This is a genomic window from Streptomyces regalis (genome assembly GCF_001509475.1).
GTDB classification, from domain to species: domain Bacteria; phylum Actinomycetota; class Actinomycetes; order Streptomycetales; family Streptomycetaceae; genus Streptomyces; species Streptomyces regalis.
In genome coordinates this window covers 58,622-73,780 of the sequence record NZ_LLZG01000288.1, presented here as the reverse complement: position 1 = coordinate 73,780, position 15,159 = coordinate 58,622, and the positions used below count along the sequence as shown (strand labels likewise).

General features: G+C 68.1%; 13 protein-coding genes. 7 read left to right on the top strand and 6 right to left on the bottom strand.

Annotated features, from left to right (window positions below; genetic code table 11):
* Positions 1–317 precede the first annotated feature (317 nt).
* Genes ADL12_RS26575 through ADL12_RS26565 form a run of 3 tightly spaced genes read right to left on the bottom strand, consistent with a single transcriptional unit; the run spans position 318 to position 3,880 of the window.
* Entirely contained in the window at positions 318–1,331 is a 1,014-nt protein-coding gene (locus ADL12_RS26575) for an ABC transporter permease (protein ID WP_062705984.1), read from the bottom strand.
* Entirely contained in the window at positions 1,324–2,247 is a 924-nt protein-coding gene (locus tag ADL12_RS26570; protein WP_062705981.1) for an ABC transporter permease, read from the bottom strand. Before ADL12_RS26570 ends, ADL12_RS26575 begins: the two co-directional genes overlap by 8 nt.
* Positions 2,248–2,254: 7 nt before the next feature.
* The gene (locus ADL12_RS26565) at positions 2,255–3,880 is read right to left on the bottom strand and encodes a peptide ABC transporter substrate-binding protein (protein ID WP_062705977.1); all 1,626 of its coding nucleotides are present in this window, start codon (positions 3,878–3,880) and stop codon (positions 2,255–2,257) included.
* A gap of 485 nt (positions 3,881–4,365) precedes the next feature.
* Here ADL12_RS26565 and ADL12_RS26560 point away from each other — a divergent pair, with 485 nt between their 5' ends.
* The 5 genes from ADL12_RS26560 to ADL12_RS26540 all read left to right on the top strand — a co-directional run bounded on the left by ADL12_RS26560 (position 4,366) and on the right by ADL12_RS26540 (position 10,498).
* A complete protein-coding gene (locus ADL12_RS26560) occupies positions 4,366–5,394 on the top strand; it encodes an ABC transporter permease (protein WP_208614624.1) in 1,029 nt (342 codons plus the stop codon).
* An 81-nt stretch (positions 5,395–5,475) separates the two neighbouring features.
* The gene (locus tag ADL12_RS26555; RefSeq protein WP_062705970.1) at positions 5,476–7,239 is read left to right on the top strand and encodes an ABC transporter substrate-binding protein; all 1,764 of its coding nucleotides are present in this window, start codon (positions 5,476–5,478) and stop codon (positions 7,237–7,239) included.
* 118 nt (positions 7,240–7,357) lie between these two features.
* Positions 7,358–8,338 carry an ABC transporter permease gene (locus ADL12_RS26550; RefSeq protein WP_062705967.1) on the top strand — a complete coding sequence of 327 codons (981 nt, stop codon included), beginning with the start codon at positions 7,358–7,360 and terminating at the stop codon, positions 8,336–8,338.
* A 49-nt stretch (positions 8,339–8,387) separates the two neighbouring features.
* Positions 8,388–9,425 carry an ABC transporter ATP-binding protein gene (locus ADL12_RS26545; protein ID WP_062705964.1) on the top strand — a complete coding sequence of 346 codons (1,038 nt, stop codon included), beginning with the start codon at positions 8,388–8,390 and terminating at the stop codon, positions 9,423–9,425.
* Between the two features lie 26 nt (positions 9,426–9,451).
* On the top strand, positions 9,452–10,498 hold the full coding sequence (locus ADL12_RS26540; protein WP_062705961.1) for an ABC transporter ATP-binding protein: 1,047 nt from the start codon (positions 9,452–9,454) through the stop codon (positions 10,496–10,498).
* A gap of 111 nt (positions 10,499–10,609) precedes the next feature.
* Here ADL12_RS26540 and ADL12_RS56830 read toward each other — a convergent pair whose 3' ends face one another.
* A complete protein-coding gene (locus tag ADL12_RS56830) occupies positions 10,610–10,852 on the bottom strand; it encodes a hypothetical protein (RefSeq protein ID WP_079052296.1) in 243 nt (80 codons plus the stop codon).
* A gap of 62 nt (positions 10,853–10,914) precedes the next feature.
* Between ADL12_RS56830 and ADL12_RS26535 the strand changes: the two genes are divergently transcribed.
* Positions 10,915–11,955: an amidohydrolase family protein gene (locus ADL12_RS26535; protein WP_062705958.1), complete on the top strand. Its 1,041-nt coding sequence runs from the start codon at positions 10,915–10,917 to the stop codon at positions 11,953–11,955.
* A gap of 50 nt (positions 11,956–12,005) precedes the next feature.
* Entirely contained in the window at positions 12,006–12,746 is a 741-nt protein-coding gene (locus ADL12_RS26530) for a class I SAM-dependent methyltransferase (RefSeq protein WP_062705955.1), read from the top strand.
* 161 nt (positions 12,747–12,907) lie between these two features.
* On the opposite strand, the gene ADL12_RS26525 is transcribed toward ADL12_RS26530, so the two are convergent.
* Positions 12,908–14,056: an ABC transporter ATP-binding protein gene (locus ADL12_RS26525; protein WP_062705952.1), complete on the bottom strand. Its 1,149-nt coding sequence runs from the start codon at positions 14,054–14,056 to the stop codon at positions 12,908–12,910.
* Positions 14,057–14,094: 38 nt separating this feature from the next.
* Positions 14,095–15,156 (bottom strand): ABC transporter ATP-binding protein, encoded by a 1,062-nt coding sequence (locus tag ADL12_RS26520; RefSeq protein WP_062705949.1) that lies wholly within the window; start codon positions 15,154–15,156, stop codon positions 14,095–14,097.
* Positions 15,157–15,159: the final 3 nt, after the last annotated feature.

Here is a 15,159-nt window from a genome sequence, read left to right as displayed (position 1 = left end):
ACCCCGCCCCGCCCCGCACCAGCGCCACCACACCGTCGGCAACGCCAAAGACCGGTCCCGCCGTCGAGCACGAAGGCCGGCACGCGCCAGGGCGTCGGAGGGCGCGGGGCACACGACAAGCCGTCCTCGCCCCCCAACCACGTCCCCGACCAGCAACCCACCGCTCCCTCACCTCGGCCTCGGATCCCGGGCATCGCCCGCCGCGTCGCCGAGCATGCTGAGGAACAGGGCCAGGTCCAGGACCGCGACCGGCGGCGCGCCGGAAGGCGTGACAAGACCGGCGCCCCCACTCGCCCCGTGCCATCGCCACCACGCCCTCACCTCAGCTTCGGATCCAGGGCGTCGCGCACCGCGTCGCCCAGCATGATGAAGGCCAGGACCGTGACGGCCAGGGCGCCGGAGGGCCACAGGAGGGCGTGGGGGGCGTTGCGGATGTAGGGGGAGGCCGCGGAGATGTCGATGCCCCAGGAGACGCTCGGGGGTTTCAGGCCTACGCCGAGGTAGGACAGGGTGGCCTCCAGAGCGATGTACGTGCCGAGTGCGATGGTGGCGACCACGATCACCGGGGCGATGGCGTTGGGCGCGATGTGGCGCAGCAGAAGGCGGGAGTTGGAGGCGCCCAGGGCGCGGGCGGCCTGCACGTAGTCGTTCTGTTTGGCGGTGATGACCGCGCCGCGGGCGATGCGGGAGAGCTGCGGCCAGCCGAGCAGCACAATGAAGCCGATGACCGGCCAGACGGAGTTGCTGGTCACCACCGACAGCAGGACCAGGCCGCCGAGGATGACCGGGATGGCGAAGAAGACGTCGGTGACGCGGGAGAGGACCGAGTCCCCCAGGCCGCCGAAGAACCCGGCGAGCGCGCCCAGTACCGAGCCGAGGATCGCGACCCCGAGCGTGGCGCAGACGCCGACCGTGACGGACGTACGGGCGCCGTGGACCGTGCGCGTGTAGACGTCGCAGCCCTGGCCGTCGTAGCCGAAGGGATGGCCGGGTGCGGAACCCTGCTGGGCCTTGGCGAGGTCGCACTTGAGGGGGCTGCCGGGGGCGATGGCCGAGGGCCAGAGGGAGATGAAGAGCAGGAAGAGGATGATCAGGGCCGAGACGATGAAGACGGGGTTGCGGCGCAGATCGCTCCAGGCGTCGGACCACAGGCTGCGGGCCCGTCCGGTGGAGGCGGGCGACAGGTCCGGTCCCAGTCCGTCGGGGCCCTTGCCCTCAGGGCCACCCGGGGGTCTGCCCGACGGCTCGGCCCCGCTCGCCGTCAGGCCTGTCGCGCCGCCCGTTGCGCTGCCGGCGATCGCGCCCTCGAACTGGAACGGCTGGTCAGGCATAGCGGATCCTCGGGTCGAGTACGGCGTACAGGAGGTCGACGACCAGGTTGCAGAGGAGGAAGACGAGGACGAGGACCGTCACGAAGCCGACGACCGTCTGGGTGTTCTGGCGCAGGATGCCCTGGTAGAGCTGGTAGCCGACGCCGTGGATGTTGAAGATCCGCTCGGTGACGATCGCGCCGCCCATGAGGAACCCGATGTCGGCTCCGATGAAGGTGACGACGGGGATGAGGGAGTTGCGGAGCAGGTGCCGGGTGACGACTCGGTGCCTCGGCAGGCCCTTGGCGATGGCCGTACGGACGTAGTCGGAGCGCCGGTTCTCCGCGATGGACGTACGGGTCAGGCGGGTGACGTAAGCCAGGGAGACCGAGGCGAGGACGAGCCCGGGGACGATCAGCTCGCCGAAGGGGGCTTCCGGGGAGACGGAGGGGCGGATCCAGTTCCGTTCCACGCCGAGCAGCAGCTGGAGCAGCAGGCCCGTGACGAAGGTGGGGACGGAAATGACGACGAGGGTGAGGAGGAGGACCCCGGTGTCGATGGGGCGGCCGCGGCGCAGGCCGGTGACCACGCCCAGCGTGATCCCGATGAGGACCTCGAAGCAGATCGCCACGACGGTGAGCCGGATGGTGACCGGGAAGGCCGTCGACATCAGCTCGGTGACTTCCTGGCCGTTGAACGCCGTACCGAAGTCTCCGGTGAAGACGTTCCCCATGTAGGTCAGGTACTGCTGCCACACGGGCTGGTCGAGGCCGAACTCCTTCTTCAGCTGAGCCGCCGTCGCCGCGTCGCACTGCCGGTCGCCGCACAGGCCCGCGATGGGGTCGCCCATCACGTTCACCATGAGGAAGATCAGCAGGGTCGACCCGATGAACACCGGGACCATCTGCACCAGACGCCGGACGACGTACCGCCCCATGACGGGCTCAGCCGACCTTGATCTGGTCGTAGACGGGGACGCTGAACGGGTTGAGGGCCACGTTCGACAGCCGCTCGGACCAGCCGGCGCTGCCGTTCTGGTACCAGAGCGGGATGGCCGCCATGTTGTCCCGGACGACCGCCTCGGCCTTCTGGAACATCTCCACGGCCGTGGCGGGGTCGGTCTCGGCGTTCGCCTCGTCGACGAGCCTGTCGAACTCCTTGTTGGACCACTTGCCGTCGTTGGAGGAGGCGTTGGTGTAGTAGAGCGGCTGGAGGAAGTTCTGGGTGAGGGGGTAGTCCATCTGCCAGCCCGCCCGGAAGGGGCCGGAGAGCTTCTGGGTCGTGCTCTTGCTCCGGAAGTCGGCGAAGGTGCCGATCGGGTTGCCGACGCAGGCCCGGTCGTTGTCCAGGGCGTTGTTGATGGAGTTGCAGACGGCGTCCACCCACAGCTTGTGGGAGCCGGTGTCCGCGTTGTACGTGATCTTCACCTGGCCGCCGGGCAGCCCGCCGCCCTCCTCGATCAGCTTCTTGGCCGCGTCGGCGTCGTACTCGCACCACTCGCCGCACAGCCCCTCCTTGTAGCCGCCTTCCGCCCCGAGGACGGGCGAGGTCCAGTCGGTGGCGGGGGTGCGGGTCTTCTGGAAGATCGTGTCGGTGATCTGCTCGCGGTTGATCGCCCGGGACAGCCCTTTGCGGACCTTGACCGAGCCGGCCTTGTTCCAGTTCCTGTCGTAGAAGGGGAAGGCGAGCGTCTGGATGATGCCGGCGGGGGTGTTGAGGTAGCGGTCGCCGAGGTCGTTCGCGACGTTCTTCAGCTGCTGGGCCGGTACGTCGTCGACGAGGTCGAGGTTGCCGGCCATCAGGTCGGTGTAGGCCGTGTTGTTGTCCGTGTAGACCTTGAGGGTGACACCGGCGTTCTGCGCCGCGTCCTCGCCCGGGTAGGCGTCCCACTTCGTCAGGCGCATCTGAGAGCCCTTGGTGTACGACTCCACGGCATACGGGCCGTTGCCGACCGGCTTGGCCAGCCAGCCGTCGTGGTCGTCGTAGAACGCCCGGGGCAGCGGGACGAAGGCGTTGTAGCCGAGGGTGTCGGGGAAGCTCGAGAACTTCTGGCTGAGCCTGACCGTGAAGGTCCGCTCGCCGGTGACCTTCAGCCCGGACATCGTCTCGGCGCTCTGCGCGCCCTGGGCCGGGTGGACCTTGTCGTAGCCCTCGATGTAGCTGAAGAAGTAGGCGTTCTTCTGGTTGTTCTTCAGGCTCGCCCCGTAGTTCCAGGCGTCCACGAAGGACTTGGCGGTGACCTTCTCGCCGTTGCTGAAGGTCCAGCCGTCCTTGATCGTGACGGAGTAGTTCTGCGAGTCGGTGGTCTCGATCCGCTCGGCGACCATGTCCTCGGCCTCGCCGGTCTTCGGGTCGTACTGCTTGAGCCCGCGGAAGATCATGGAGAGCACCTTGCCGCCCTGCACCTCGTTGGTGTTGGCCGGCTCCAGCGGGTTCTGCGGATCGGTCCACGAGGAGCTGAGCACCGCGCGGCCGTCACCACCGCTGTCACTTCCGCCTCCGCAGGCCGTCGCCGCGAGCGCGACCGCCACCGCGCACGCGGCCCATCCGGCGTTCGTGGCTCCACGCATGGGGTGCCTCCTCTGGCCATTGATCCATTACGGGCCAATATCGAGTCAAAAGGCACATATCGCACACCGGATCCGGCCAATGGAGCAACACACCATCCGGATGCACGCACCCCCCGCGGGCGACGAAACGGACTTCTCCTCCCCGACCCGGTGGATCTTCCGTGCACCGCGCAATGGATCTTCACGTTCCGATGCAGAACCGTTGGATTACGACCCCTCGATGTACGCATTTCGGCACTGGACCGTCCGCATAACGAACTCATTGCCCGATTAGTCCAGTTGGTCCGAGTCAAGGCACGACTCGATTACGTTGCGCTACCCGCGTAGCTACGGAATGGTAAAGGCAGCGTAAAAAACGTAAAGAGACAACCAAGCCGCCCGAGAATTTATTGACCTTGAATGAATTGCGTTGAAAAAGTCCGGCGTAGCCCGTAGGGGAGCGTGCCCTGCGGAGTCATCAGACCCTCCCTTGGGCCAGGAGCACCATGACCCCCCCAACTCCATCAGCGGCTGCCCCGCTTGAGGTGACCGAAGAGAGCGCCGAGAAGTCGATCACTTCTCCCGCCCCCTCGGCCAACGAGAGCAAGTCACCGGGACAGCTGGCTTGGCGACGCTTCAAACGGGACCGCACGGGCGTCATCGCGGCCTGCATCGTGATCTTCTTCTTCGTGGTCGCGCTGTGCGCCCCGCTGATAGCCAAGCTGTACGGGAAGGATCCGTACACGACGTACGGCTTCTCGACGCCTGGGCTGCTGGGCGACAACGGCTTCCCGGTGAAGCCGAACGGCGGTATCGACAGCGAGTTCTGGTTCGGCGTCGAACCGGGACTGGGTCGGGACGTCTTCACGTTCCTGCTGTACGGCATCCGCAACTCGCTGCTGATCGCCACGGCCATCACGGTCCTCGTCGTGATCATCGGTGTCGTGATCGGTGTCACCGCGGGCTATGTCGGCGGCAAGACGGACTGGTTCATCGGCCGGGTCATCGACATCCTGCTGGCCTTCCCGTCCCAGCTGTTCTTCGTGGCCTTCACCCCCGTGGTCATCGCCCTGTTCGTCGCACCCGACGAGAACACGCCGGTCTGGCTGACCGTCGCCTGCCTCATTGGCCTGCTCACCATCTTCGGCTGGGCCTCCATCGCCCGACTGCTGCGCGGCCAGGTACTGGCCCTGCGCGAGCGGGAGTTCGTCGAGGCCGCCAAGGTCACGGGCGCGTCTCCGGCACGCATCATCTTCAAGGAGCTGCTGCCCAATCTCTGGACTCCGATCCTGATCCAGGCAACCCTCAATCTCCCGATGATGGTCACCACGGAGGCCGGTCTGGCCTTCCTCGGCGTCGGCCTCGACGAATCCACTCCGGACTGGGGCGTCATGATCGGACGCGCCGCCCAGATCTACCAGGACGACATCACCTTCCTGCTCTTCCCTGGGGTGTCCATGGTGATCTTCGTCCTGGCGTTCAACCTCCTCGGCGACTCGGTGCGCGATGCACTCGACCCGAAGACCAAGCGCTGATTCCGGCTCTTTTCAGGACCACGGCAAAGACGCCGGGGTGCCGGATCTCTCTCATCACTCTCATTTCGAAGGCAGGATGCGATGTCCTTCTCGCGTAGAAACTTCCTGATAGCCACGGGCGTTGCAGCGGCGTCGGGCTCCGTGCTGACCGCGTGCAGCAGCGGCGACACCACCAACAACACCGGTGGCGGCAAGCAGGACGCAGCCAAGGCCAACGCGACCGAGATCAAGATCGGTACCGCCGAGGACTCCAAGGGCCCGGCCCCCGAGGTCTCCGGGGCGAAGAAGGGCGGCACCGTCTACCTGCTGAACGACGACGACTTCTCGCACCTCGACCCGCAGCGCATCTACTACGCCTGGAACTCGCTGGCCGCGGTCGTCCTCTCCCGCACCCTGACCGGCTACAAGATCGCCGACGACGGCTCCATGACCCTGGTCGGCGACCTCGCCACCGACACGGGCACCATGGAGGACGGCGGCAAGAAGTGGTCCTTCACCCTGAAGGACGGCGTCAAGTGGGAGGACGGCTCCGACGTCACCGTCGACGACGTCCGCCACGGCTTCGAGCGCGCCTACTCCGACTTCATCACCGAGGGCGCCAGCTACGCCCAGATCTGGCTGTCCGGCACCTCGGAGTACCGCAAGTCGTACTCGGGCCCGTACAAGGGCAAGCACCTGAAGTCGATCGAGGTGAGCGGGAAGACCATCACCTTCCACCTCTCCGAGGCCCGTCCCGACTTCAACTACGTCCTCGCGATGCACTCCTACGCGCCGACCCCGGTGAAGAAGGACGCGAAGCAGGACTACGACAAGAAGCCTGTCTCCAACGGTCCTTACAAGATCAAGTCGCACACCACCGACAAGTCGATGGTCCTGGTCCGCAACGAGAACTGGGACCCGGCCACCGACCCGATCCGCAACGCCTACCCGGACCAGTTCGACTTCGCGTTCGGCATCGAGCAGCTGACGGCCATCGACCGTCTGCTGGCCGACGCCGGCAAGGACCAGTACGCCGTCAGCTGGCGCACCATCCCGCAGGAGCGTCTGCAGAAGGCTCGCGCCGAGGCCAAGGACCGGATCTTCGAGGAGCTGGGCAGCGGCGTCAGCTGCTACTGGATCAACACCACCCGGGTCGAGGACAAGGCCGTCCGCGAGGCCCTCATCAAGGCCTGGCCGACCGCCGGCATCCGTCAGTTGCTGGGCGGCGAGGTCCGCGGTGACTACGCGACCGGCATCATGAGCCCGCTCGTGGCCGGCTACGAGTCGCAGGACGTCTGGGGCAAGCTGAAGAACCCGGCGGGCGACCCGAAGGCTGCCAAGGAGGTCCTGAAGAAGGCCGGCAAGTCTGGTTACAAGGTCGTCTACGCCTACCAGCAGGACCCGCAGCAGACGAAGATCAAGGTCGTCATCGAGAACGCGCTGAAGGCAGCCGGTTTCGAGGTCGTCACCAAGGCCATCGACTCCACCACCTGGTACGACCAGATCGGCAAGCTCGACAACGGCTTCGACGTGTACTGGGGTGGCTGGTCCGCCGACTGGCCGACCGGTTACTCGGTGTTCCAGCCGCTGTTCGAGAGCACCCAGGTCGTCGAGCAGGGCTCAAACTACTCGCACCTCAAGGACCCGGCCGTCGACGCCGCCATCAAGGCCGCGACCGCCGAGGCCGACCAGGACAAGGCCAACAAGATGTGGGCCGCCCTGGACAAGCAGGTCACCGAGACCGGCGCGTTCATTCCCGACGTGTACATGCGCCGCATCTACATGCACGGCTCCAAGCTCGGCAATGTGAAGATGGACCCGAACTTCGACGGTTGCATGCTCTACAAGCTGTACGTCAAGTCCTGATCCACACCTGAGAGGTGGGGCGGCTTCGGCCGCCCCACCCTCGGCTCGTCCACCGTGGCCCCCGGAAACCCCGGTCCGGCCTCTCCGCACGACGGCCCTCCCAGGAAAGCCACTCCCCATGCTTCGCTTCCTCGTCCGCCGGTTCCTCGGCGCCGTGGTCACGCTGTTCATCATCAGCGCGGTCACATTCATGCTCTTCTACGCGGTGCCGCGCGACCCGGCCCGAATCGCCTGCGGCAAGGTCTGTACGCCGGAGACGCTGGAGCTGATCCGCCACAACATGGGGATCGCGGATCCGATGCCGACCCAGCTCTGGAACTGGCTGACGGGCATCTTCCTCGGCCGGGACTACCCGGGCTTCGGCAACTGCGACGCCCCCTGCCTGGGCTACTCGTTCGTCAACCGTGAGCCCGTCCTCGGCACCATCCTGGACCGGTTCCCGACGACGTTCTCCCTGTTCCTCGGCTCGTCCGTGGTGTTCCTGATCTTCGGCATCGGCACCGGCATGGTGGCCGCCCTGAAGCAGGGCAAGGCCACCGACAAGCTCGCCAGCAGCGCCTCACTGATCGCCTCGTCCATGCAGATCTACTTCGTGGGCACGCTGGCCCTGTACGTCTTGGTGTACCAGTGGCAGATCCTGGACCAGCCCGGGTACACGCCCTTCACCGACAACCCGGCTCAGTGGTTCAGTGGACTGTTGCTGCCCTGGCTGATCCTGGCGCTGATCTTCACCGCGAACTACACCCGTATGACGCGCTCCCAGATGGTCGAGCAGCTCAACGAGGACTACGTCCGCACGGCCCGGGCCAAGGGCCTGTCCCGGCAGAACGTGTTCTTCCGGTTCGCCTGGCGTGGCGCGATGGGCCCGATCGTCACCATCTTCGGCATCGACATGGGCGTCCTGCTCGGCGGCGGCATGATCACCGAGAAGACCTTCAGCATCCAGGGCATCGGGCTGCTCGCCGTCAAGTCCGCGGGCAACAACGACCTGCCCATGCTGCTCGGCGTCATGGTGATCACAGCGTCCTTCGTGGTGATCTGCAACATCCTCGTCGACGCCTGCTACGCCCTGATCGACCCACGCATCAGGCTCGCCTGACCCCCGCCCCCACCAGCTACCCCGCATCACCCCTCACTGGAGCGTCCCCGTGACGAGCACCGATCAGCAGCCCTTCCTCTCCATCAAGGACTTGAAGGTGCACTTCTCGACCGAGGACGGCACCGTCAAGGCCGTCGACGGTCTGTCCTTCGACCTCGTTCGCGGCAGGACGCTGGGCATCGTGGGCGAGTCCGGGTCCGGCAAGTCGGTCACCAACCTGACCATCCTGGGCCTGCACAACCCGGACAGCACCAAGGTCGAGGGCTCGATCACCCTGGACGGCGAAGAGCTGAACGGCGCCTCGGAGCGGAAGCTGGAGAAGCTCCGCGGCAACAAGATGTCGATGATCTTCCAGGACGCGCTGACCTCGCTGTCGCCGTACCACACCATCGGCAAGCAGATCGGTGAGACGTACCGCAAGCACACGGGCTGCTCCAAGAAGGCGGCCCGGGACCGGGCGATCGAGATGCTGCGGCGGGTCGGGATCCCGCAGCCGGAAGTCCGGGTGGACGACTACCCGCACCAGTTCTCCGGCGGTATGCGCCAGCGCGCGATGATCGCCATGGCGCTGGTGTGCGACCCGGAGCTGCTGATCGCCGACGAGCCGACCACGGCCCTCGACGTGACCGTCCAGGCCCAGATCATGGACCTCCTGAAGGACCTCCAGAAGGAGTTCGGCACGGCGATCATCTTCATCACGCACGACCTCGGTGTCATCGCCGACATCGCGGACGAGGTGCTGGTGATGTACGGCGGCCGGTGCGTGGAGCGCGGCACGAAGAAGGAGGTGCTGCGCGACCCGCAGCACCCCTACACCTGGGGCCTGCTCAGCTCCATGCCGAGCCTGGACCACCCGGTCGACGTGCCGCTCAACCCGATCCCGGGCTCGCCGCCGTCGCTGCTGAACCCGCCGTCGGGCTGCCGATTCCACCCGCGGTGCACCTTCGCCGAGAAGGTCGACGGAGGGCTCTGCTCGTCGGAGCGTCCGCTGCTGGAGCTCGTCGACGGACGCGGCTCCGCCTGCCACCTCACCGCCGAACAGCGCGGCGAGTACTTCTCCGACCTGGCCGGCAGCGCCGCCAACTGACGTACAAGAGACGGGATTTCACCACCATGAGCAGCACCACTCCCCTCCTGGACGTCTCCGGGCTGACCAAACACTTCCCGATCAAGGGCGGCTTCCCGATCCGCCGCACCGTCGGCCACGTCCAGGCCGTCGACGGCCTCGACTTCCAGGTCGGCGAGGGCGAGAGCCTCGGCCTGGTCGGCGAGTCGGGATGCGGCAAGTCGACGACCGGGCGCCTGATCACCCGCCTGCTGGAGCCCACCGCCGGCAAGGTCTCGTACCAGGGCAAGGACATCACCCACGCCAACCGCAAGCAGCTGGCGCCGATCCGCTCCGAGATCCAGATGATCTTCCAGGACCCGTACGCCTCGCTGAACCCGCGCCAGACGGTCGGCAAGATCGTCTCGGGTCCGATGGAGATCAACAACGTCAACCCGGCCGGCGGCCGCGAGAAGCGCGTCCGTGAGCTGCTGGAGATCGTCGGCCTCAACCCGGAGCACTACAACCGCTTCCCGCACGAGTTCTCCGGCGGCCAGCGCCAGCGCATCGGCGTCGCCCGGGCCCTGGCCCTGGAACCGAAGCTGATCGTGGCGGACGAGCCCGTCTCGGCCCTCGACGTCTCCATCCAGGCGCAGGTCGTGAACCTGCTGCAGAAGGTCCAGCAGGAGCTGGGCATCGCCTTCGTCTTCATCGCCCACGACCTGGCGGTGGTCCGGCACTTCTCGCAGCGCGTCGCGGTCATGTACCTCGGCAAGATCGTCGAGATCGCCGACCGCGACGACCTGTACGGCAACCCGCGCCACCCCTACACCCGGGCGCTGCTGTCCGCCGTGCCCGAGGCCACCGTGGACGAGACGCCCGCCCGCGACCGCATCCGCCTCCAGGGCGACGTCCCCTCGCCCATCAACCCGCCCTCCGGCTGCCGCTTCCGCACCCGCTGCTGGAAGGCGACGGAGAAGTGCGCGACCGAGGCCCCGCCGCTGGTCCAGGTCGAGGGCAACAAGCCCGGGCATCTGACGGCCTGCCACTACCCGGAGACGGCGGAGGCGGTCCCCGCGGCGCGCCTCTCCAAGGACCCCGAGCCGGCGATCTGACACACCGCTTCAGGAGGGCCCGCGCCTCACCGGCGCGGGCCCTTTCCCGAAGTTGCCTGTTCCGGCGGCGACCATGGCCGTGTCGTCAAGGATCACGTGCAGGGAGTCCGGTTACTGGGCAGCCGCCTCTGCCAGCCTCCGGTCGAGCTCGGCATCCAGCTCAGCCTGCTCTTCCTCGCTGGGGTCGTAACCGTTCCATTCCCGCAGCACAGCGCGGGCCTGCTCGGCACGCTGGGCCCGCTCCGCGGGTGTGAGCAGTGAATCGGCGAGTCGAACGAGGTAAGCACGCAGCGACAGACCCTCACCAGCAGCTGTCTCGGCCAGCCGGTCGCGGGCATCAGCAGGAATACGGATGTACCCACACGCCCTTTCGTGAACCCGGACCGCTTCCCCTGCTCAGCGACTAGGTTGACGAGATGGCCCTCCACCTGCGCGGCACCGTCCTCCCCCACGACACGCCCCGCGACCTCTGGATCCTCGGCGACCGCATCACCTTCGACCGCCCGTCGGTCGAGGCGGAGACGGTGGCCGACGGTGGCTACCTGCTTCCGGGACTGGTCGACGTGCACACGCATCCCGGGTCCCCGTCCGGGGAGGAGCCCGTCTTCGACCCCGGCGCGTTCGCCGAGCAGATCGCCGAGCACCGGGATGCCGGGACGACGGCGTTGCGGTTCCCCGGGCTGCTGGGGGAGATCCCGGACGGGCTGCGCGAGGCCCCGGACGCGCCGCGCATGGTCACGGCGGGGCGCTGGCTGGCGTGGGCGGGCCTGTCCCGGAGTGCCGACTTCCACACCGTCACCGATGACCTCGTGGCCGCCGCCGTCGCGGAGGCCAAGGCCCACGACGGCTGGTGCAAGCTCATGGGCGACTGGGACTTCGAGGCCGACCCGGTGCCGTACGACCTCCTGCGCGCCGTGACCGACGCGGTGCACGCGGCCGGAGGGCGGGTCGCCGCGCACTGTCAGTCGGCGCAGGGTGTGCTCAACGCCGCGCGGGCGGGCATCGACTCGATCGAGCACGGGATGGGGATGCCGGAGGAGTGCGTCGAGCTGATGGCCGGCCACGGGACCGTCTACGTCCCCACCCTCACCGCCTTCGCCCGCAGCGCACCCCGCATCAAGGACAACCCCCGCGGCCACCTCTGGCACGAAGGCCACCGCATCATGATCCGCCGGGTCCGCGAGGCCCACGACGCCGGCGTCACCGTCCTCGCCGGCACCGACTCCGCGCCCTTCGGCAACGTCGCCACCGAGGTCGAGCACCTCATCGCCGCCGGGCTGCCCGCCGATGTCGCGGTGGGAGCGGCGAGCTGGGCGGCGCGGGACTTCCTGGGGCTGCCGGGGCTGGTCGAGGGCGGGCTCGCCGACGTCACCGTGTATGACGCCGATCCGCGACGGGAGCCGGGGGTGCTGCGGCATCCGCGGCGCATGGTGCTGCGGGGGCGGGTCGTGCGCTGAGGGGCGTGAAATGGCAGTTGGCGGTGGGCAGTTGTGGCACACTGCACCGAATGGTCGATCGGTCGTTCGCGGATCTCTCGCTCGCCGCGTTGTACGACACCCTCAACCCGTGGGGGCCGGGTGACGACTTCTACCTCGGGCTCGTGATGTCCGCCGAGTCGGTGCTCGATGTCGGTTGCGGTACGGGGCGGTTGCTGCGGCAGGCCCGTGCGGACGGCCACCGCGGGCGGCTCGTGGGGCTCGACCCGGCCGCCGCCATGCTCGTCCAGGCACGGCAGCGCGGTACCGGCGTCGAGTGGGTGCTCGGGGATCTGCTCACCCGGGGCTGGGGCGGGCGGTTCGACCTGGCCGTGATGACCGGGCACGCGTTTCAGGTGCTCGTGCGCGACGAGGAGTTGCGCGCGGCATTGCGGGCGGTGTGCGACGCGCTGCGCGTCGGCGGACGGTTCGTGTTCGAGACGCGGAACCCGGGGGCGCGGGCCTGGGAGGTGTGGACGCCGGATCGGGTACGGGAGGCCACGGACGACGACGGGCGTGTCGTGCGGGTGTGGCACGAGGTCGAGGGGCCCGTCGTCGGGGACAGAGTGACCTTCGCCGAGACCTTCGACTGCGACGACTGGCAGGCCCCCGTCGTCAGCCGCACCACCCTGCGCTTCCTCGCCCCCGACGCCCTGGACGCCTTCCTCCACGAGGCCGGCTTCACCGTCGTCGAGCGGTACGGCGACTGGGGCCGGGAACCCCTCACGCCCACCAGCCCCGAGATCATCACCGTGGCCGCCCGGGCCGCCTAGGGCCTGTCTGACAATTCCCGTCGTCCGCCCGGAGGGCGGGCCCCGAGGCGTCATGGGGGTCCCCCCGCGCGAGGTTCGGCAACGCGGCTGGGGGTCCCCCCCTCTGGGGGAGTGCGTGCCAGACGCCGCGGGGCAGGCGGGAATTGTCAGACCGGCCCTACCTAGCTCTCCGCGTCCATCTCCAGCGCCGCCAGCGCCGGATCCAGCACGATGTCCTCGTCCCGTGCCTCGATCGTCGGCTCCTCCGGGAAGTGGCAGGCCGTCAAGTGGCCCGCATGGTTGCCGGAGATCTGGATCAGTGGCGGCTCCTCGGTCGCGCACTTGTCCTGGGCCTTCCAGCAGCGGGTGCGGAAGCGGCAGCCGGAGGGCGGGGAGATGGGCGACGGCACGTCACCGGCGAGGCGGATCCGCTCCCGCTGGGGCACCTCCTCGCCGTCCTCGCCGTCTTCGCCGCCCACCTTCACCTCGGGCACGGCGGACAGCAGGGCGTGGGTGTAGGGGTGCCGGGGGCGGGTGTAGATCGAGTCGCGGTCGCCGACCTCGATCACCTTGCCGAGGTACATCACCGCCACGCGCTGCGAGAAGTGGCGGACCACCGCCAGGTCGTGGGCGATGAAGAGGAAGGCGATGCCCAGCTCCTGCTGGACCTTCTGGAGCAGGTTCACGACCTGCGCCTGGATCGAGACGTCGAGGGCCGAGACCGGCTCGTCCGCCACGATCAGCTTCGGTTCCAGCGCCAACGCCCGTGCCACGCCGATACGTTGCCGCTGGCCGCCGGAGAACTCGTGCGGGAAGCGGTTGTAGTGCTCCGGGTTGAGGCCGACGATCTCCAGCAGCTCTCTGACCCGCTTCTCCCTTCCGCCCTCCGGCTCGATCCCGTTGATCTCCATCGGACCCGAGACGATCTTGCCGACCGTCTGCCGCGGGTTCAGCGAGGAGTACGGGTCCTGGAAGATCATCTGGATCTCGGAGCGGATCGGCGTCAGCTGCCTGCGCGTGGCGTGGGTGATGTCCTTGCCCCGGTAGGAGATGCTGCCGCCCGTCGGCTCCAGGAGCTTGGTGATCAGCCGTCCGGTCGTCGACTTGCCGCAGCCCGACTCCCCCACCAGGCCGAAGCTCTCGCCGACGTGCACGGTCAGGTCGATGCCGTCCACCGCCTGCACCTGGCCGACGGTCCGCCGGATCGGGAAGCCGCCCTTGACGGGGAAGTGCTTGACGAGCTTCTCCACCACCAGCAGCGGTTCGCCGGGGGCGTCGGTGACGTCGGTGGCGGCTTCGCGGGGAGCGGGGAGGACGAGGTCCTCTGTCATAGCGGTAGTCCTCCTCGGACGGGGCTGAGCGGGTGGCGTCAGCGCAGTCGGGGCTTGATCTCTTCGGTGAAGATGGTCCGCTTCTGGTCCGCCGTGAGGTGGCAGGCCGAGGAGCGGTCCGGGCCGAGCAACGGGACCTCGGTGACACAGCGGGTGCCGCCGACGCGGTCCTGGAAGGTGCAGCGGGGATGGAAGCGGCAGCCGGAGGGCGGGTGGAGCAGCGACGGCGGGGCGCCCGGGATGGGGGCCAGCGGGGCGTTCGGGTCCGAGTCCAGGCGGGGCATCGAGTTCAACAGGCCCCAGGTGTACGGGTGTTGCGGCGCCCGCAGCACCTCGTGCACCGTACCCCGCTCCACCGCGCTGCCCGCGTACATCACCATGATGTCGTCGGCCATGTCGGCGATGACCCCGAGGTCGTGCGTGATGAAGATGATCGCCGAGCCGAACTCCTGCTGCAGGTCCTTCAGCAGGTCCAGGATCTGGGCCTGGACGGTGACGTCGAGCGCGGTGGTCGGCTCGTCGGCGATCAGCAGGTCGGGGTCGCAGACCAGGGCCATCGCGATCATCGCGCGCTGGCGCATACCGCCGGAGAACTGGTGGGGGTAGTCCTTCGCCCGCTGCCGCGGGTTGGGGATGCCGACCTTCCCCAGCATCTCCACCGCCCGCTCCCAGGCGGCCTTCTTCGAGGCCCGCATGTGCTTCATATACGGCTCGGCGATCTGCCGGCCCACCGTGTAGTACGGCGACAGCGCGGTGAGCGGATCCTGGAAGATCATGGCGACCTTGTTGCCGCGCAGCTTCTCCAGCTCGGACTCGCGGGCGGTGGTCAGCTCCTGGCCCTCCAGGAGGATTTCACCCTCCACTGTCGTGAACATGGGGTTGTGCAGCCCGAGAATGGTGAGGTTGGTGACGGACTTCCCTGAGCCCGACTCGCCGACGATGCCGAGCGTCCTGCCCCGCTCCAGGTCGAAGGAGAGTCCGTCGACGGCCCGTACGACACCGTCCTCGGTCCTGAAGCTGACGTGCAGGTCACGCACCGAGAGGAACGCGTCCGCGTCGGCCGGGACGGAGGCGCCGGCTTCCTGGGTCACAGTGGTCACGTC